The sequence below is a fragment of the Kineococcus sp. R86509 genome (genome assembly GCF_042466365.1).
Taxonomy (GTDB): domain Bacteria; phylum Actinomycetota; class Actinomycetes; order Actinomycetales; family Kineococcaceae; genus Kineococcus.
Map to the genome: position 1 here is coordinate 410627 of NZ_JAXHCE010000001.1, position 17267 is coordinate 427893.

Consider the following 17267-nt stretch of genomic DNA (forward strand, 5'->3'; position numbering starts at 1 on the left):
GTCACTGGAGGCCTCCCGTGATCATGACCGCGTCGCGGCCGTCGAGCTCGCTCAGCAGGACGCTGACGCGCTCGGTCGAGGAGGTCGGGAGGTTCTTGCCGACGTGGTCGGCGCGGATCGGCAGCTCGCGGTGACCGCGGTCGACGAGGACGGCGAGCCGGACCGCACGGGGGCGGCCGAGGTCGTTGAGCGCGTCGAGGGCGGCGCGGATGGTCCGCCCGGAGTAGAGGACGTCGTCGACGAGGACCACGACCTTGTCGTCGATCCCGCCGGCCGGCAGCTCCGTGGGGAGCAGCTCGCGGGTGGGGTGGCGGCGCAGGTCGTCGCGGTACATCGTGACGTCGAGGGAGCCGGTCGGGACGGTGCGTCCCTCGACCTCGGCCAGCCTGGCCGCCAGTCGCTTCGCGAGGGGGACCCCGCGGGTGGGGATGCCGAGCAGGACGAGATCGTCCGCACCCCGGTTGGTCTCCAGCAGCTCGTGCGCGATGCGCGACACGGCACGGGAGATGTCGGCTCCTTCGAGGAGCACCCTGCCCTGCGCGGACGGGTCTGCCTGGTCATGGGCAGCGCTCACTGCGACCTCCTTCCCCGCCTCACTGGACGGATCCTTAAAGGACGTCTTCACCGGCTCCCCACCTCGTCGTGACGGTGGGTGCTAGTCACCCGGGACCTTACAGGAGCAGGCTGGTGTCCTCGTGCGGGGGCGCCTCAGCTCCCGAGAGCTGTCGTTGCGGGGTCAAACGCTCACACGGAGTAATGGCTGGAGTGCCGAGAGAGTGGTGAATCTCTGAGAACAGGGTGGGAAACGGCAGGTCAGCTTGACGAAGACGTTCACGCTCCGTGACGATTCTCGTATGGCATCGGACTACTCCCGCGCACTCGGATCGCGCCTTCGCGCCATCCGTACTCAACAGGGTCTGTCCCTGCACGGCGTCGAAGAGAAGTCCGAGGGACGGTGGAAGGCTGTCGTCGTCGGTTCTTACGAACGTGGCGACCGTGCAGTGACCGTCCAGCGACTGGCAGAACTCGCGGACTTCTACGGAGTCCCCGTCTCGGCCCTGCTTCCCGAAGGCGCCCCGCAGGGCAGCTCCGAGCCGCCGCCGCGGCTCGTGCTCGACCTCGAGCGTCTCCAGGAGGTCCCCGCCGAGAAGGCCGGCCCCCTCGACCGCTACGCGAAGACCATCCAGTCCCAGCGTGGCGACTACAACGGCCGGGTCCTCTCGATCCGCGCCGACGACCTCCGCACCCTCGCCGTCATCTACGACGTCCCCGCGACGACGTTGTGCGACGAGTTCATCGCCTGGGGCGTGCTCAACGCCGACGCGCGTCGCGCCGTCGAGCACGGCTGATCCCACCCGAACGCCGAACGGCCCGGTCCCCCCGTGGGGCCGGGCCGTTCGGCGTTGTCGGCGCCCGGGGGTGGGATCGTTGCCTCCCCGAGGCCACTAGACGTCACCGGGGAGGCAACGATCCCACCGGAGGGGTGACGACGGCGTCTCCACAGTCGCCCCGAGCACCCGACCGTCCACACCCCGCACCGCCGCACGACACGTGGGCGATCGCGCCGCCCGAACATCCTCGGCATGACTCGACGGACTTTCGACCCGGTCGCCGTCGAAGCGCTCCTCCGGGAGAACGACCGCATCGCGACGCACGCGCAGCTGAGGGCGTTGGGGATGCCGATCAAGACCATCGCGCGGTGGGCGAGCAGAGGCCCCTGGCAGCGTGTCCTCCCCGGCGTCGTCGCCGGCCACCGCGGCACGCTGTCGCGGCGTCAACGACGCCTCGGCGCCCTGGCCTACTGCGGTCCGGCCGCGGTCCTGAGCGGAGAGCACGCGCTCGAGGTCCTGGGCGTCACCGGCGATCGGATCGCCATCGGGGACCAGATCCTCGTGCTCATCCCGTGGACCCGGAAACGCCTGTCCACGGGATTCGTCACCGTCGAACGCACCCAGCGCGAACCCGTGGTCAGCGTCAGACGCGGCCTCCCCGTCGTCCCTCCCGCGCGAGCCGCTGCTGACGCCGCCCGGCACGGCGCCGACCTCGAGCGCATCCGCGAGATCTTCGGCGCGACCCTGCACCAGCGGCGCTGCACGGTGGAGGAGTTGAGGGAGGAGGTCCTCGACGGACCGACGCAACGCACCGCCGACGCCCGTCTCGTCCTGAGCGAGGTGTCGGCCGGGGTCAGGAGCACCGCGGAGGCGACCGTCCTCCGTGCGATCTCGGCGTCCGGCCTGCCGCAGCCGCTCTGGAACGAGACGGTGGTCGTGAACGGCCTGGTCGTCGGCGAGGCCGACGCGTACTGGCCTGAGCTCGGCGTCGCGCTCGAGGTCGACGGGATCCGTTGGCACTCGACGCCCCACGACATCCGGCGTACCCAGACGAAGCAGCGGGCCTACGCGGAAGCCGGGATCCTGCTCGTCTCCATCGCCCCCGCCGACGTCCTCGCCGACCTGGACGGGTTCCTCCGGCAACTGGGCACGACCCTCGCTGTCGCGGCCCGACGGGTCGGCTGACGCGGAGGGGGATCGTTGCCTCCCCGATGACGCTCTACGTCATCGGGGAGGCAACGATCCCCCTCCAGCACGCCCACCCACTCAGGCGGAGAGGGTCTCCTTGAGCTCCGCGATCCGGGCCAGGAGCCCGTTCACGAACTTCGGGGACTCGTCCGTCGAGAGGTCCTGCGCGATCTCCACGGCCTCGCTGACGGCCACGTGGTCGGGGACGTCGGGGGCGTGCAGGATCTCCCAGACCCCGATGCGGAGCATCGCGCGGTCGACGGCCGGCATCCGGTCGATCGTCCAGCCCATCGAGTACGTCGAGAGGATCTCGTCGATGCGGGCCTGCTGCGCGACGACGCCCTCGACGAGGGTGACCGCGTACTCGCCGACGGGCGGGTCGGCGCGGACGATCTTGTCCTTGAGGACGTCGAGGGGTGCGAGCCCGCGCTGGTCGGCCTCGAAGAGGACCTCCAGCGCGCGTGTGCGTGCCTTGCGGCGGGCAGCCATCAGTCGTTGACGCGGCCGAGGTAGTCGCCCGAGCGGGTGTCCACCTTGACCTTGGTGCCGGTCTCGAGGAACAGCGGGACCTGGATCTCGTAGCCCGTCTCGACCGTCGCGGGCTTGGTGCCACCGGTGGAGCGGTCACCCTGCAGGCCGGGTTCGGTGTAGGTGATCTCGAGGACGACCGACGCCGGCAGTTCGACGTAGAGGGGGGTTCCCTCGTGCGTCGCGACCATGGCCTCGGTGGACTCGAGCATGTAGTTGGCGGCGTCGCCGACGGTGGTCGCGCTGACGTAGAGCTGGTCGTAGGTGGCGGAGTCCATGAAGACGTAGTCCTCGCCGTCCTTGTACAGGTACTGCATGTCGCGCTTGTCGACCGTCGCGGTCTCCACCTTGGAGCCGGCGTTGAAGGTGCGGTCCACGACCTTGCCGGAGAGGACGTTCTTGAGCTTGGTCCGGACGAAGGCCCCGCCCTTGCCGGGCTTCACGTGCTGGAACTCGACCACGGCCCAGAGGTTGCCGTCGAGGTTCAGCACGGTGCCGTTCTTCAGGTCGTTCGTCGATGCCACGTCGTCTCTCAGTCCATCTCGTTGTCCGTCGATCACCCGGCGACCGGGAACGGACGCGGGTGTAGCTGATGCATCCTACCGAGCGCACGGCCCCCGTCCCGTCCGCACGAGTGGCGTCCGGGTGTCCCGGCGATCACCCTGCGCCCAGCCTGCGGGGGCACCCGTTGGGCCGGACGGTGGAGTGGGGTGCGCGTCCGGGTGGCCCGGAGGCTCCGGACCTCAGCCGCGCGGACACCACGCCCGATCACTCCTGGGCAACGCCAGAGCGACCACAACCGGCGCCGGACCAGGGAAAGGAGACCGCGTGTGAGCCTGTCCGTGAAGACCCCCACCCGTCCCGACCCACCGCGCCCGGGTCGACGACCGCACCGCGCCGTCGTCGTAGGCGCCGGAATGCTGATCGTGCTCGGGCTGGCGAGCGCCGTCACCCTCCCCGTCGTCCTCGAGGACCGGGCCTCCAGCGCCGCGACGGACCTGCGCGAGCAGTTGCAGCAGGTGGCGACCGCGCAGGACGCCTGGAGGGCCGCGCACGGCGGCTACACGACACAGCTCGCCGATCTCGGCCTCGCAGAGCGCGACGACGACCTGGCCATCGTGCAGGCGGACGCGGGCAGCTTCTGCGTCGGGGCCTACGACCCGGGGACGAGGTCAGCGGTCTTCTTCTCGCCTGCGGACGGCTTCAGCTCGGCAGCCTGCGGCTGACGCCGGACGGGTGACGAGACCTCATCCGGAACTCCCGCAGAACCGATGAACACCGTGACCCAGGAGGTGACCAGGATGCGCGATCCCCGCGCCGGTGGTGGCGACTCGTTCTACGCGCAGCCCAGCGGGCGGGCGGCCTTCAACCCCGGCAACGCAGCGCCCTTCGAGGTACCCCGCACCGAGGGCGTACCCCGGCGGGTCGGTCGCAACCCGGTCCGGATGTTGATCTCGTGGGCGGTCTTCCTGGTGGTCGTCATCGTGGCCTGGAGGTACGGCTTCCCCGCCGTCATGAACCAGGTCCACGCCAAGTCCATCTCGGCGGTGACCGACGACCTCGGAGCGGTGAGTGCTGCGGAGGAGAACTACCAGCACCTCTACGGCACGTTCACCCCGGACCTGGCGAACCTCGCCGTACCGGGGACCTTGAGCCGGGTCACGGTCGTCTCGGCGAGCCTGGGCTCCTACTGCCTCGAGGGGCGGGCCCCGACGGGCTCGGTCGTCCGGTACTTCTCCCCTGCCGGCGGGATGTCCGAGGTCCCCTGCCGCTGACCACGACAGGTGGGGCACCTCCTGGTGTGCGGGGCGTTCAGCGGAGCCCATCCGCTGCCGATCACCACGGCGTGAGTTCCGCAGGCCGTGACACCGTCGCGCTCCTGCCGCCGTGGGTGCCCGTGGCGCTCCGCGCCCGATACGCGGTACTCCTCCTGGTCGGTGTCCTCCCCGCGCTCTGGCACCTGCACACGAACGGTGGCGTGGGCGACTGGGGTGTGTTCCGCTCTGCGGCCGAGGTCCTGTCGGGACGTTCGAGCACGGCGCCGTTGGACCTCTACCTCGCCTCGCCGCAGACGCAGATCGGTCCCCCCGCCCTCCTCCTCGCGCTCCCGGTCGCGCTGCTTCCACTGCCTCTCGGGTGGTGGGTCCTCGTGCTGCTGACCGGTTGCGCCCTACCGCTGTGCTGCCGCTGGCTGGAGGACGCTGCCCGGGCCGGCGGGACCCGGGACCCGAGGATCGAACTCGTCGTCGTCACCGGCGGGCTGCTGGCCGGTACCTACTGGTGGCGGATCGCCGCGGACTACAGCCACCCCGAAGACGTCATGGCGATCGCGACGGCCTGCTTGGTCCTGAAGTGGTCCCGGCTCCACCCGTCCTCGTCGTGGCACCCGTGGCTCTCCGCGATGCTGCTCGGCGTGGCGGCAGCGGGGAAGCCGTGGGCGGTGGGGTTCACCGTCCTGGCCGCCGCGTGGTCGGCACCCCACGCCCTGCGGGCCGCCCGGGTCCTGAGCGCCGGGATCGTCGCGGGAGCGTGCTGGCTGCCCTTCGTCCTCGCGGCTCCCGAGAGCCTGACGAGGCTGGGGGCCTTCCGCGTGGAGGTTTGGAGCACCTCTCCGCTGGCCCTGTTGGGTTACGGCGGTGTCGTCTACCCCGTCTGGGTGCGGCCGGCCCAGTTCGCCCTGGCAGTGGGTCTGGCCGGGGTGGCGGTGCTCAGGCGCCGCGCAGACCTCGCGCCCTTCGCCGCTGTCGCCGCGCGGATCGCCCTGGACCCCCAGGCGTGGGACTACTACTTCGCCACTACCGCAGTGGCGGCCCTGGCCGCCGACGTGCTGAGACCCGGCACCCGCGGCCCCTGGGTGACGCTGACCACCATCGCCTTGCTGTACGACGCCCGCTGGCTCCTCGACGATTCGTGGTCGATCGCCGCGATCCAGTCTCTGCCGGTCCTGGTGGCCGTCGTGCTCCTGCTGGTCGGACCGGTGGGAGCCCGCCCGCGACCAGCGGCCGGAGGGCACCGCCCCGGATCGAGCACCTTGTGATGCCCGACCGGAGGCCGCGCCTCAGTCCCGGCTGATCTCGGCGTAGGCAGCCTGCAGCATGGCTGGGTCCGGCCCTTCGAGTCGCGACGGCCTCCCGATCCCGTCCAGCACCACGAACCTCAGCAACGCGCCCCGGGCCTTCTTGTCCCGCTTCATCGCGTCGAGCAGCTGAGGCCACCGGTCGCCGCGGTACGTCGTGGGCAGGCCGAGGGACGACAGCACCGCCTTGTGCCGGTCCGCGTCGGCGTCAGAGAGCCGACCCGCCATCCGGGCGAGTTCCGCGACGTAGACGAGCCCGACGCTGACAGCGGCGCCGTGACGCCACTGGTAGCGCTCCACGAGTTCCACCGCGTGCGCGAAGGTGTGGCCGTAGTTGAGGATCTCGCGCAGGTCGGACTCCTTGAGGTCCTCCCCCACCACGCGGGCCTTGACCCGAACCGCGCGCTCGACGAGTTCGGCGAGCACCGGCGAGCGGGGGTCGCTCGCCGCGGCGACGTCGGTCTCGAGCAGTTCGAGGATCCGGGGGTCGGCGATGAAACCGCACTTGACGACCTCGGCCAGGCCGGCGCGCAGGTCGTGCGACGGGAGGGTGTCCAACGCGTCGAGGTCGCACAGCACCCCGGCCGGCGGGTGGAACGAACCCACGAGGTTCTTGCCCTCCGCGGTGTTGATCCCCGTCTTCCCCCCGACGGCCGCGTCAACCATGGCCAGCAGCGTCGTCGGCACCTGCACGACGCGAACCCCACGCAACCAGGTCGCGGCGACGAAACCCGCGAGGTCGGTCACTGCTCCCCCGCCGACGCCGACGACGGCGTCGGATCGGGTGAAGTCCGACTGCCCCAGGACGGTCCAGCAGAAGGCGGCGACCTCGGCGGACTTCGCTTCCTCGCCGTCGGGGACCTCGGCGAGGATCGCTTCGAGCCCCTGTCCCACGAGGTCGTCACGAACTGCTTCCCCGGTACTGCGCAACGCACGCGGATGCACCACGAGAACCTTCGCGACCTTGGGCCCGAGCAGACCCCGGAGTTCACCGAGCAGACCCCTGCCGATGAGCACGTCGTACGGAGCGTCTCCGTCGACGGTGATGCGAACGGGTTCGGTAGTGGTCATCTGTCCTCCGCGAGGTCGTCCAACGCACCGGTGAGTGCGTCGTCCGAGGCGAGAACCCCCGCCTCGGGTCGGCCCGGGCCGTGCAGCAGCACGAACCGGGCCCCGTTCTCAGCCTGCGTCTCCTCGGACCGGGACCGCCACAGCGCCGTGAGGTCGAAGCGTCCGCTGGTCGCCAGCCCGAACGCGCGCAGGGCGCGGCGGTGCACGGCCACTCCGGCGTCGTCGAGCATCCCGAGCCGGCGGGACAGGTGGGCGGCGGCCATGAGCCCGAGCGAGGAGGCATCGGCACCGTCCGCGAGGACCCGCGCGAAGGCACCGGAGAAGGTGCGCCCGTAGTCCAGCCGCCAACCTTCGATCACCCCGCCCTCGCCCCGGGTGAGGAGACGCGCCCTCGCGAGCGCCGTCCGGCCGACCAGCCTCGCGATGGCGTCGCCGTCACCGTCGAGCACGTCGACTGCGGACGCGATCAGGGAATCGAGGTCCCCGAAGTCGGCCACCAGAGCAGTTCTGACGGCTTCCGTGAGGCCCAACGCGAACCGGGCGTCGGTCGACGGGGACACACCCTCGGGGTCGGCGAGCACGGCGACCTCGCCCCCGCGGGGGGAGGCGACCATCGCCTCCAGTGAACGGGGGACCGCCGCCCAGCGCACCCCGCGGTCGTCCACCCCCGCTATGAGGGAGACGGCGCCGACCACGGCCTCGTCCCCGACGGCGAGAAGCAGGACGTCGTCGGGCTGCTCCACCCCGACGGCACGCCGGGCAAGGCGGCCGTGGGCTCCTGGCACCTCTACGGCCCCGACGGGAAGTTCCTCCACGTGGACGAGGCCATGAAGTCCCTGGATCACCTCCGGGAGGGCCGGGTCGCCTCTGCGCGCCACCACGAGGACGGACTCCGTCCCGGGCAGGAGGGATCCGACGCAGGAGAGCGATCCCGCCCGCACCCGGATCCGGCAGGTACCGCTGGGCACTGCGACCAGCACCCCGTCGTGAGCGGTGGCGCCGTCCAGCGCCTCCAGCGCGATGGCCTCCGCGTGGCGTCCGTCGGTCACGACGCTCACGTCCGCGAGCGCCTCGAAGACGGTGCGTCGATCGGCGTGCAGCTGCTCCAGCCCGGGCCGGTGCAGCATCGGCCGGTTCGTGTCGCCCGCGGTGCGGGCTCGTGCCTGCGCGAAGGAGACGTCGAGGTGCACGACGGTGTGGGAGGCCAGCACGTCACGGGTGGCCCGGCGCTCGCAGGCCCCGCCCCCGAGCGACACCACGCTCTCCGGACCGCCGAGTACGTCGGCGACGACGGTCTGCTCGGCATCGCGGAAGGCGGGCTCGCCGTCGGTCGTGAAGATCTCGGGGACCGAGCGACCTCGACGCTCCTCGATGACGAGGTCGGTGTCGACGAAGGGCAGACCCAGGCGGTCAGCGAGCAGGCGCCCGACGGTCGTCTTGCCGGCGCCCATGAAGCCGACGAGGACGATCACGGAGGGGCTCCTGCGGTGCGGGCGGCTGGTGCGCCACGATCCTAGGCGCTGGCACCACGACGCAAGCCCGCACCCCGGAGGGGGTGCGGGCTCCACGACGCAAGCCCGCACCCCAGGAGGGGGTGCGGGCTTTCGTCCTGCCTCGATCAGTTCAGACCGGCGTCACCGAGGTAGACGCTGTTGGCCCGTGCATCGCTGTCCGTCGCGGACCGCGCCGAGGACGTCGTCACGACCTTCAGGTTCTGCACGCCACGGACAGCGACGTCGACCGTCGCCGGCTTGCCGGCACCCACGTCGTAGGCACCGAGCAGGCGGTCGTCTCCGAAGACCTCGACGTGCGAGGTGAGCCCCGAAGTGGCCGCGTCGGACACGCCGACCGTGGCGGTGAACCGCTGGTAGGTCCCGCCGAGCGTCCAGACCCGGTACTCGGAGTTGCGCGGGTCGGTGACGTAGGCGATCGACCGCGGGTAGAAGTGCCCGCCGAGGAAGGCGTGCGCCGTGACGTAGGCAGCGTTGCCGGTGGGCCCGGCGAGGTCACTGAGGTACGTCGAGGGCACCGCGTCGCAGTCCGTGCGGTCGATCGCGGTGTCGGCCAGGGACGGAGTTCCACCGACGGCCTGGAGGGCCCGGGCGGAGAGGCGCTCGATCTCCACGTTCACGTCCTGCGGGACGCAGTTCCGCGGCGTCAGGAGGACCGGAGAGGCGTTGTGCGCGGCGAAGGCGCCGGCCGCGATGGCGTCCGGCCACGCGGTGCCGGACGCCAACTGCGGGTAGCGGCCGCCGTTCGCGAAGAACGTGCGGCTCACCGCGACGGCCGTCCCGTAACGGTCGGCCCCGGCGAGCCGGGTGACCGCACCCGTGGTGTAGCCCCTGAGCTGGGTGAGCACCGCGTCGCTGACCGACGACGTGCCACCGAGCACGGTGACGGACCTCGGCTGCAGCCGGGTGAGCTCAGCCGCGACGGACGCCGGGATCTCACCGGACTGCACGAGCAGGACGGGCGAGTCCACGCTCTCGGCGGCGGACGAGCCGGCCAGGGCGTCGGCGTAGTCCGACCCGGTGGCGATGAGCACGTTGGCGACGCCCGGGGCGAACGAGGCGGCCGACAGCTTCGCGGCGGTCTCGTAGCGGTCCACCCCCGCGACGCGGCTGATCGAGGCTCGGGTGTTCTGCTGCAGCCAGGTCCACACCCCGGTCCCGACGGAACCCTCGCCACCCACGACGACGACGTTGCGGTAGAGACCGATGACGGCGCGCACGGATTCGGGGAGCTGGTCGTGGGGCGTGAGGAAGATGTTCGACCCGCTGCGACCACCCACCGCCGCGGCGGTCACAGCGTCCGCCCACTTCTCCCCGGTGACGACGTAGGCCGTGTCCCTGGACTCGACCTCCATCTGCGCCGTCGTGACGTAGCGGTCGGAACCGGCCGTGCGGTGGGCGACGACCGGGGTGTCAGGCAGCGGCGTGGCCGCTTGGGCACCGGTCGTGACCAGACCGATGCCGACGCCCGCCAGGACGCCCGCCGTCAGCAGGCGACGTGCCCCGACGCGGACGCGGCGCTCAGAACCAGACACCGTCGTACTCCCCTCCACCGAAACGACCGAAGAACACGACGCCGGAGGCGTCGGTGAAGAACACCGAGGCGGTCGGGACACGCTTGTCCGACACCCCGTTGAACGTGAGGCCGCTGCCGTCGACCGAGGTGTTCACCTTGGTGGCGACGGCCTGCCGGTCGCCGACGCGGACGGAGTACTGGTCCTTCGTGCCGGCCACCGAGCCGGCCGCTCGCACGCGCCCGGAGATCTTGCCCAGGGCTGCGTCGGGCAGGACCGTCGGTTCGTCGGCGTTGGAGGTCACGAGCCAGCCCACGGCGGCGTCGTCGCCGGACAGGAAGATGCCGGTCACGGACGGGACGGTCGTGTCGGTGCTCGTCGCGGTGGGCGTCGGGGTCACCACCGGGGTGGTCGTGGCCGTGGTGTCGATGACGATGCCCGCGTACCGCACGTTGAGGGGGTAGATCAGGTCGCCCTTCGCGAACGAGCGCTGCTCGCCGCCGATCTCGAAGGTTCCCTGGAGATCGGTTCCGGACAGGAACCTGACGTCGGGCTTGACCCATCCAGGAGACGTCGACGCGGCGGGCGACGGTGCGCTCGTCACCGGAGCCGGGGTGAGCGTCGGACGCGTCGTCGTGGACGAGGTCGGCCTGGATGCGGTCGGTGTGGCCGTCGACGGTCTCGTGGACGAGCTCGTCGACCGGTTGGTGGTGGTCGAGCTCACGCCGGTCGACCCCGAGGCTGCACCGGTCGTCCCGGATCCGCCGCTGGACGCACTGCCCGACCCGGCGTTGCTCGTGACGGTCGGGGTGACGCTCGCCTGGGCGAAGACGTCCCGGTCGGTCACCGTGAACGCCGTCCCCGCCGAGGTGGAGGTCTGCGGAGCGGAGGAGGTGATGACGGCCCCAGGAACCGCCGCGGAGGCGGTGTCCGCTCCCGGGGTGCTGCTCACCCAGAGGAACCCGAGGGCGCCTCCGCCGAGGACAGCGACGCCGGCGGCGCCGGCGAGCAGGGAACGGAGACCTCGCCCGCTACGGACCCCGGCGGAATTCTGGTCGAAGTAGCTGGACTCCGGCTGCGGGGGGGCCTCGTCACCGGGCCCGTTCTGGAAGCTCATCACTGCTCCGTGGTGGTGGAGAGGGGGGCCACAGCCCCTGAGGTGGAAGAGGCGGAACCAGCGGAGGCGGTCGTCGCCGCCGCGGACGTAGCCCCACCCTGGTAGACGAAGACCTGACCGGTGATCGTCGCGGACACCTCCGCGCTGCTGGCGCCCGCCCCGGAGGTCAGGGACGCGCCGTCGACCAGGTAGAAGCGGCCCATGTCCGCCTCCACGTTCTTCAGGTAGAGCTCGATCCCGGAGAAGCTCCCTGCGACCTCGACGGACAAGGGGATCGAGTAGACCCCCGTCGCGGTGCCCGGGGCTGCATCGGTGCCGGCGGGGGCGTAGGCCACCGCGCTCGAGGGGGTGACCGTCGTCAACGAGACGCCGGCGGTGGTCGCGTAGCCCTGGAGCTGGCGCAGCAGACCCGGGACGTCTGCCTGGGCCGGCAGCGTCGACTGGATGGCCGCCAGCTCTCGCTTCTTGTCGTCGAGGGTGACGAACTCGGCCTTCAGCCGCTCTGTCTCGGACTCGATCTGGGCGTTGCTCTGAGCCACCCCGGCAGCCTGGGTCGTGAGGTCCGCGGCTTCCGTGCGCTGGGGAGCGATCACCAGCAAGTACGTCGCGACGACCAGCAGCGCCGCGAGAACTGCAGCAGCGGCGACCCACACGGTGTTCTTGGACGTGGTCATGTCGTTACCTCCTGTCCTCTCGTCACTGCTGACGCAGGAGCGCGTCGTCGGTCAGGGTGGCCGTGGCGTTGAAGGTCACGGTGCCGTCGTCGGTGTTCAGGGAACTGCTGAGCAGCGTCGCCCCGGTGACCCCGGGGATCGTGTTCACCTGGTCCATCCAGGTCGCGATCTGCGACTGTTCCTTGGCCACGGCGCTGACGGTGACGGAGGCGATACCGGCGGCTGCGAGCGGATCCGCCGTCGTCGAGGTCACCGTGCTGGCCGCGTTCGTCGTCATCGCGAGAGAGGTGTAGGTGAGGTCGGCCGGGGTGTTCGCCGCGAACAGGTCGACGTAGCGGTAGTAGGGGATCTCGGAGGACTGGACCTGCGTCTGAACGGCCTGGGCCTTCGAGAGGGCCTCGAGCACGGCCGGCACCTCCGCGTAGGGCGCTTGCGCCGCCCGCAGGGTCGAGGTCCGGGACTGCTCAGCGTCCAAGCCGGCCTGGGCGTCGGACACGTGACCGGCGCTGATCACTCCGGCCGCGCCGCAGGCCCCGGCCACCAGGACCACGCCCGCCACCAGCGCGATGCGGAGACGACGGGTTCCCCGCGCCTTCGTGTACTCCGGGGGGAGCAGGTTGACGCGAACCGTCCGGGTTCCCGCCGCCACGGCTTCGAGGGTCTGGAAGCTCATGAGATCACTCCGAGGGCGAGACCCACCGGGACGGCGGCGAGGGGGTTGACGGTGAGGAGCTGCTGTTCGTCGAGACCTGTCCGGCCGATGTGCAGCCCCGAGATGGGGTCACCGGCCACCACGGCACGGCGGGTGGCCTGACCGAGCCGTTCGACCAGGCCCTCGAGCAGGGAACCACCACCGGACACCACGATGCGCTCGACCGGGAACTGCGGGTTGGAGGCCGAGTAGTAGTCGATGGAACTGCGGATCTCATCGACGAACACTTCCGTCATGAGGTCCACCGCGCTGCGGAGGAGGTCCGCCTCACGGGGGTCGAGGTCGTCGACCCCACCGCGTTTGACGGCTTCCGCGAACGCGGAGGGCACCCCGAGGCGCTCGGCCACGGCGTCGGTCACGTCCTGGCCGCCGGAGAGCAGCACACGCACGAAGCGGGGCTGGCCGGCGGAGTGGATGACGAGGTTCGACACGCGGGCCCCGACGTCGAGCAGGGCCTCGGTCGCCACCTCGGAGTTGACCTTGCCCACGGAGCGGAGGACCGCGAAGGAGGTGAGGTCGACCGAGTCGACGAACAGACCTGCGGCCTGGACGGCCTCGACGTTGTTCGCGATCATCTCGCGGGCCGCGGCCACGAGCAGGCCGCGCAACTGCCGGCCCTCCGGAGCGTTGAGCTCCTCGGTGACGTGGAAGTCGATGACGCTCTCGCCGACCGCCATGGGCAGGTAGTCCTGCACCTGCAGCGGGAGGGAGGCCTTCAGTTCCTCGGGACGCATCCAGGGCAGGTCGACCTGCCGGACGACGACGCGCTGGTTGGCGATCCCGAGGCCGACGTGCTTGTTGGTGAAGCCCGATCCCTTCCAGAGGGCCTTCAGGGCGTCGACCACGATCGGACGGTCGATGACCTCACCGTCGCGCACAGCGCCTTCGGGGAGGGCGACCTGACCGAACTTCTCCAGGGTGATGCCGCCACGGCCGTAGGAAAGTTCGGCCGCACGCACACCCGAGGTTCCGATGTCGAGGCCGACCGCGGTACGTCCGGGCACGACGCCTCCTCTGATTCTCGTGTCCCGCCGGAGTGGCGAGAGGGTTGGTCGTGGGGCAGGTCCCACGTGCTTCTCTGGAGATCTTCGGGTCACCGGTGGGGCGACTTGAGGCTTCGAGGTCTCAGACCACGTCTCCCAGCCCGACGAGCTGGAAGTAGCCGTGCACGATGGGATCGGCGACGAGGATCCCGAGGAAACCCCCGGCGATCATCCACGGGCCGAAGGGGATGCGCGCCTTGCGGCCCGCGCGGCCGGCGACCACGAGCGCGAGGCCCACGACGCCTCCCAGCAGGAACGCGGCGAAGGTGCCGACCGCCAGGGCGCTCCAGCTCCACCACCCGAGGTAGAGGCCGAGCACCCCTGAGAGCTTGACGTCCCCGAAACCCATGCCACCGGGTTTCACGACGAAGAGGATCCCGTAGAGCAGGAACACGGCCGCGCAACCGATGAGGGCCCGCAGGAGCTGTCCCCACTCCCCCGACAGGGCGGCTGCACCGGTCAGCAGCAGGAGCGCCACCGGGTAGGCCGGGAGGACGATCGCGTCGGGCAGTCGCCGCACGTCCAGGTCGATCATCGTGAGCGCGACGCCGATGGCCGCGAGGTACAGGTAGGCCGGCAGTTCCCAGGCGGGTCCGACCCACCACCCGACGATTCCGAAGAGCAGACCGGTCCCGGCTTCCACCAGGGGGTAGCGAACGGAGATCCGTGCCCGACAGTCGCGGCAACGCCCGCGCAGGACCAGCCAGGAGAGCACCGGGACGTTGTCGCGCCGGCGGATCTCGTGGCGGCAGCCCGGGCACGCGCTCGGCGGCCGCACCACCGACTCCCCCGCAGGAACACGGTGGATGACCACGTTCAGGAAGGATCCGATGAGCAGGCCGACGAACGCGCAGGCCAGGGCCAGCCTCACGGTGACTGCTGTTCCGACAGGGTCGTCACCGACCATGGGTCGTTCTCCGGGGCGAGGAAGAACGGTGGTGGCAGGGTGGGGAGGCGCGCGTCCCAGCTGTACTTCTTGCTGTAGCCCGTTCCCCCGCCACCGGTCGCCACCGTGCCACGGAACTTCTGCACGATGACGCCCTTGACCGTGAGGTTCCCCAACGGAGAGCCGATGTCGTAGTTGAGGACGCTGAAGCTGCCGGCCACTGCCGCGATCGCGGCGTCGACCTCCCGGTTGGTCACGTCCGCCAGTTCCACCCTGCCGGCACTGACGGGGTGCCAGATCGAGACGTTCTTCTGCGCGATGAGGCCCAGGACGTCGGTGCCCGCGAGCTTGGACTTGTAGACCGTGTCGTCGACCACGAGGACGTTGTGCGCGGAGCTGACGGTGAAGCGACCGTTGACGGAACCACTGACGAAGGCGTCACCCGCCGTGCAGTTGCTGTTGTCGTAGGAGCTCTGATCGCCGGCAACACTCTGGTAGTCGGCGATGCAGGTGCCGGCCGACGGCCCGGTGAGGTTCTTCACGTAGAAGACCCCGTTGGAGGGGCGGTCGATGACCTGGAAGGACGACATGGTGGTGGCACCGGCGCCCGTGGTGCACCCGGCCCGGACGTCCTGGCTACGGGTGTTCGGGCTGCGGACCTTCACCTTCCCGGTATCGAGGAAGACGACCTCCGTCGGGCCCGAGTAGACACAGCCGCCGGCCTGGGCCGCGGTGAGGGTGTCGGTGTTGGTGCTGGGGATCTGGATGCTCGTGGGACCCTTGGGCTGGTTGCTGCCCGTGGTCGTCGATCCGGAACCCCAGTAGTACTTCTTCGCGGCCCCTACCCCGCTACCGGGGAAGTTGGTCGTGACGGGCTGCGCGAACGTCACCGACTGTGCGCCCGGGATGTAGAAGGCATCCTGGGTGTGCACCGGCCCGTCGAACGTGTCGCCGTTGCCGAACTGGATGAGGGTGCAGTCGAAGTACGCGCTGTTGGCACCCGTGTAGTAGGGGGAGCCCCTCCCCGGGTTGTTGCTCCACTCGGAGGGGATCGTGTCCGTGAAGTCGGGCCAGATCTCGGTCGAAACCCCCGTCAGGGTGTTCCTCAGCGTGCGGGGGAAGGTCGACCGGTTGCTGCCGGCGTTGCCGGCCGCGTCGTAGATCGGGCGTTCGCAACCGCGCTTGACCTGGTCCTCGGTGGGTACCAGCAGCGTGTACGAGTTGTTCTTCTGCAGGGTGACCGTCTGCGTGCTTCCTGCCGGGTCACCGGTGAACTTGTAGGTGACGCTCGAGCCCATGACACCGGACGAGGGCGAGGCCACCGTGCCGTTCTTCGCCTGCGTCAGCGCCTGGTCGGCCGGACTGCGGGTCTCGTAGGTGGTGTAGTAGAGGTACTTGAGGAATCCGTTCTTGCCGAGGTCGACCGTCAGCGTGCGCGAGTCGACCGTCTTCGTCCCGGCCTGGATGCGTCCCACGACCTGCAGGCGCAGGAAGCCGGTGGTCAGGGGGTTCGCCACGACCGTCTGCTGGTACTGGGCGGTGCTCGAGCCGGCGGTCCCCGGCAACGTGGCCCAGCCGCCGATGGCCGGGTTCGGCTCCGCCGTCTCCGGGCACTGGTTCACCCAGTACGTGTCGCAGGAGTTGAGCCGGGCCACGTAGTCCGCGATGCCGGCCTGCGCGGCCGACAACGCGGACTTCGTGTCCTGCGACGCGCGACCGTTCTTGACCGCGGTGATCGCGAACGTCAGACCGGCCAGCACCAGACCGAGGACGAGGAGCATGCTGGCCATGACGACGAGCATGGTGAAGCCCTCGTCGTTGCGCACGAGACGCCTGGACACGGGACCGGCCTCCTAGTTCTGCGGGTTGACGTAGGTGATGCGGTTCGTGGCCGTGACCACGATCGGACGCTTGCGGGTCCCGGCGTTCGCCGTGACGGTGATCTCGACCGCCTGGATCGACGTCGTCTTCACGACGTTGCCCGAGGCGTCGACAGCCAGCGACGACGTGGAGACACCCTTGCTGCCCAGCGGATCGTCGGCGTCGAGGTAGCGGAACGTCGCGGGAGCCGCAGTACCGTCGGAGGCCACGGCCGAGACGCTGGAGAGAACCTCGTGGCAGGTGCGGTTGGCCGCGACGGAGAGGTCGCGGGCCGGGTACTGGACCACTCCCTTCGCATCCAGGCTGAGTGGTCGGACCTGGTCGCACAGCCGCTCGCGCCCCGTGCTCAGCGTCTCGGTCCAGATCCACACCTCCTCCGGCGTGAACGTCACAGGAGGGGCTGTCGGGTTCGCGGCGACGACCGTCGGCAACGACTGCAGGTTGGCGTAGAACCCGTAGGTCTCGGGCCCGGCGACGATGACGGCGCTTCTCACCCCCGGCTTGTACGTGGTGCGGATCTGCTTCGCAGCCAGGTCCATGGCGGTCCCGATCTGCTGGGTGGCCGCGTTGCGCTTGTCCTGGTTGTCGAGGTACCCGATCATCCGGACCGTCAGCGCGCCGACGGCGGCGAGCAGGATCGACCCGACGGCCATGGAGACGACCATCTCCATCAGCGACACCCCGTCGTCGCGGTGTGCGCTCCGGCGCAGGAGGGCGAGAGTGCGACGCATCCTG

At 70.5% G+C, this 17267-nt stretch carries 19 protein-coding genes; 6 read left to right on the plus strand and 13 right to left on the minus strand.

The annotated features are described in order from the left end of the window. Position 1: 1 nt before the first annotated feature. Positions 2-574: a bifunctional pyr operon transcriptional regulator/uracil phosphoribosyltransferase PyrR gene (pyrR, locus tag SJY07_RS01990; RefSeq protein ID WP_328295911.1), complete on the minus strand. Its 573-nt coding sequence runs from the start codon at positions 572-574 to the stop codon at positions 2-4. A gap of 280 nt (positions 575-854) precedes the next feature. Between pyrR and SJY07_RS01995 the strand changes: the two genes are divergently transcribed. Both SJY07_RS01995 and SJY07_RS02000 read left to right on the plus strand, forming a co-directional pair. Next, positions 855-1349, plus strand: coding sequence for a transcriptional regulator (locus SJY07_RS01995; protein ID WP_106206055.1), 495 nt, complete (start codon positions 855-857; stop codon positions 1347-1349). Between the two features lie 234 nt (positions 1350-1583). Beyond that, a complete protein-coding gene (locus tag SJY07_RS02000) occupies positions 1584-2516 on the plus strand; it encodes a hypothetical protein (RefSeq protein ID WP_380156674.1) in 933 nt (310 codons plus the stop codon). Positions 2517-2597: 81 nt separating this feature from the next. Here the strand turns inward: SJY07_RS02000 and nusB are convergent, their stop codons facing one another. Next, entirely contained in the window at positions 2598-3008 is a 411-nt protein-coding gene (gene nusB, locus SJY07_RS02005; RefSeq protein WP_328295909.1) for a transcription antitermination factor NusB, read from the minus strand. Then, a complete protein-coding gene (efp, locus tag SJY07_RS02010; RefSeq protein ID WP_328295908.1) occupies positions 3008-3571 on the minus strand; it encodes an elongation factor P in 564 nt (187 codons plus the stop codon). The genes nusB and efp overlap by 1 nt, the downstream gene beginning before the upstream one ends. A gap of 306 nt (positions 3572-3877) precedes the next feature. On the opposite strand from efp, the gene SJY07_RS02015 reads away from it, so the two are divergent. From SJY07_RS02015 to SJY07_RS02025, 3 genes are all read left to right on the plus strand, one after another. Continuing rightward, the gene (locus SJY07_RS02015) at positions 3878-4273 is read left to right on the plus strand and encodes a hypothetical protein (protein WP_380156677.1); all 396 of its coding nucleotides are present in this window, start codon (positions 3878-3880) and stop codon (positions 4271-4273) included. A gap of 75 nt (positions 4274-4348) precedes the next feature. Continuing rightward, positions 4349-4822, plus strand: a complete 474-nt coding sequence (locus SJY07_RS02020) for a hypothetical protein (RefSeq protein WP_380156679.1) — start codon at positions 4349-4351, stop codon at positions 4820-4822. A gap of 71 nt (positions 4823-4893) precedes the next feature. Further along, entirely contained in the window at positions 4894-6084 is a 1191-nt protein-coding gene (locus SJY07_RS02025) for a hypothetical protein (RefSeq protein WP_380156681.1), read from the plus strand. 21 nt (positions 6085-6105) lie between these two features. Here SJY07_RS02025 and aroB read toward each other — a convergent pair whose 3' ends face one another. From aroB to SJY07_RS02045, 4 genes are all read right to left on the minus strand, one after another. Next, positions 6106-7194: a 3-dehydroquinate synthase gene (gene aroB / locus SJY07_RS02030; RefSeq protein WP_380156683.1), complete on the minus strand. Its 1089-nt coding sequence runs from the start codon at positions 7192-7194 to the stop codon at positions 6106-6108. Further along, a complete protein-coding gene (locus tag SJY07_RS02035; protein ID WP_380156685.1) occupies positions 7191-8666 on the minus strand; it encodes a shikimate kinase in 1476 nt (491 codons plus the stop codon). The genes aroB and SJY07_RS02035 overlap by 4 nt, the downstream gene beginning before the upstream one ends. A gap of 146 nt (positions 8667-8812) precedes the next feature. After that, complete coding sequence (locus tag SJY07_RS02040; RefSeq protein WP_380156687.1) at positions 8813-10240, minus strand: cell wall-binding repeat-containing protein; 1428 nt, start codon at positions 10238-10240, stop codon at positions 8813-8815. Then, positions 10227-10823 (minus strand): hypothetical protein, encoded by a 597-nt coding sequence (locus SJY07_RS02045; protein ID WP_380156689.1) that lies wholly within the window; start codon positions 10821-10823, stop codon positions 10227-10229. The genes SJY07_RS02040 and SJY07_RS02045 overlap by 14 nt, the downstream gene beginning before the upstream one ends. A 10-nt stretch (positions 10824-10833) precedes the next feature. On the opposite strand from SJY07_RS02045, the gene SJY07_RS02050 reads away from it, so the two are divergent. Beyond that, positions 10834-11283 carry a hypothetical protein gene (locus tag SJY07_RS02050; RefSeq protein ID WP_380156691.1) on the plus strand — a complete coding sequence of 150 codons (450 nt, stop codon included), beginning with the start codon at positions 10834-10836 and terminating at the stop codon, positions 11281-11283. A 52-nt stretch (positions 11284-11335) separates the two neighbouring features. Here SJY07_RS02050 and pilO read toward each other — a convergent pair whose 3' ends face one another. The 6 genes from pilO to SJY07_RS02080 all read right to left on the minus strand — a co-directional run bounded on the left by pilO (position 11336) and on the right by SJY07_RS02080 (position 17263). Beyond that, positions 11336-12010: a type 4a pilus biogenesis protein PilO gene (gene pilO / locus SJY07_RS02055; protein WP_380156693.1), complete on the minus strand. Its 675-nt coding sequence runs from the start codon at positions 12008-12010 to the stop codon at positions 11336-11338. Positions 12011-12032: 22 nt separating this feature from the next. Further along, on the minus strand, positions 12033-12683 hold the full coding sequence (locus SJY07_RS02060) for a PilN domain-containing protein (RefSeq protein ID WP_380156695.1): 651 nt from the start codon (positions 12681-12683) through the stop codon (positions 12033-12035). Next, complete coding sequence (gene pilM, locus SJY07_RS02065) at positions 12680-13726, minus strand: type IV pilus assembly protein PilM (protein WP_380156697.1); 1047 nt, start codon at positions 13724-13726, stop codon at positions 12680-12682. Before pilM ends, SJY07_RS02060 begins: the two co-directional genes overlap by 4 nt. 121 nt (positions 13727-13847) lie before the next feature. Beyond that, positions 13848-14672 carry a prepilin peptidase gene (locus SJY07_RS02070; RefSeq protein WP_380156699.1) on the minus strand — a complete coding sequence of 275 codons (825 nt, stop codon included), beginning with the start codon at positions 14670-14672 and terminating at the stop codon, positions 13848-13850. After that, positions 14633-16492, minus strand: a complete 1860-nt coding sequence (locus SJY07_RS02075; protein WP_380156701.1) for a hypothetical protein — start codon at positions 16490-16492, stop codon at positions 14633-14635. Before SJY07_RS02075 ends, SJY07_RS02070 begins: the two co-directional genes overlap by 40 nt. A 12-nt stretch (positions 16493-16504) precedes the next feature. Then, on the minus strand, positions 16505-17263 hold the full coding sequence (locus tag SJY07_RS02080; protein ID WP_380162103.1) for a type II secretion system protein J: 759 nt from the start codon (positions 17261-17263) through the stop codon (positions 16505-16507). Between the last annotated feature and the right edge of the window lie 4 nt (positions 17264-17267).

Excerpts from the sequence above, each read along its gene's own strand:
- SJY07_RS01995 (WP_106206055.1), top strand. The coding sequence starts at position 855 with ATGGCATCGGACTACTCCCGCGCACTCGGATCGCGCCTTCGCGCCATC.
- pilO (WP_380156693.1), bottom strand. The coding sequence starts at position 12,010 with ATGACCACGTCCAAGAACACCGTGTGGGTCGCCGCTGCTGCAGTTCTC.
- SJY07_RS02060 (WP_380156695.1), bottom strand. The coding sequence starts at position 12,683 with ATGAGCTTCCAGACCCTCGAAGCCGTGGCGGCGGGAACCCGGACGGTT.
- SJY07_RS02000 (WP_380156674.1), top strand. The coding sequence starts at position 1,584 with ATGACTCGACGGACTTTCGACCCGGTCGCCGTCGAAGCGCTCCTCCGG.
- nusB (WP_328295909.1), bottom strand. The coding sequence starts at position 3,008 with ATGGCTGCCCGCCGCAAGGCACGCACACGCGCGCTGGAGGTCCTCTTC.
- SJY07_RS02080 (WP_380162103.1), bottom strand. The coding sequence starts at position 17,263 with ATGCGTCGCACTCTCGCCCTCCTGCGCCGGAGCGCACACCGCGACGAC.
- aroB (WP_380156683.1), bottom strand. The coding sequence starts at position 7,194 with ATGACCACTACCGAACCCGTTCGCATCACCGTCGACGGAGACGCTCCG.
- SJY07_RS02020 (WP_380156679.1), top strand. The coding sequence starts at position 4,349 with ATGCGCGATCCCCGCGCCGGTGGTGGCGACTCGTTCTACGCGCAGCCC.
- SJY07_RS02070 (WP_380156699.1), bottom strand. The coding sequence starts at position 14,672 with ATGGTCGGTGACGACCCTGTCGGAACAGCAGTCACCGTGAGGCTGGCC.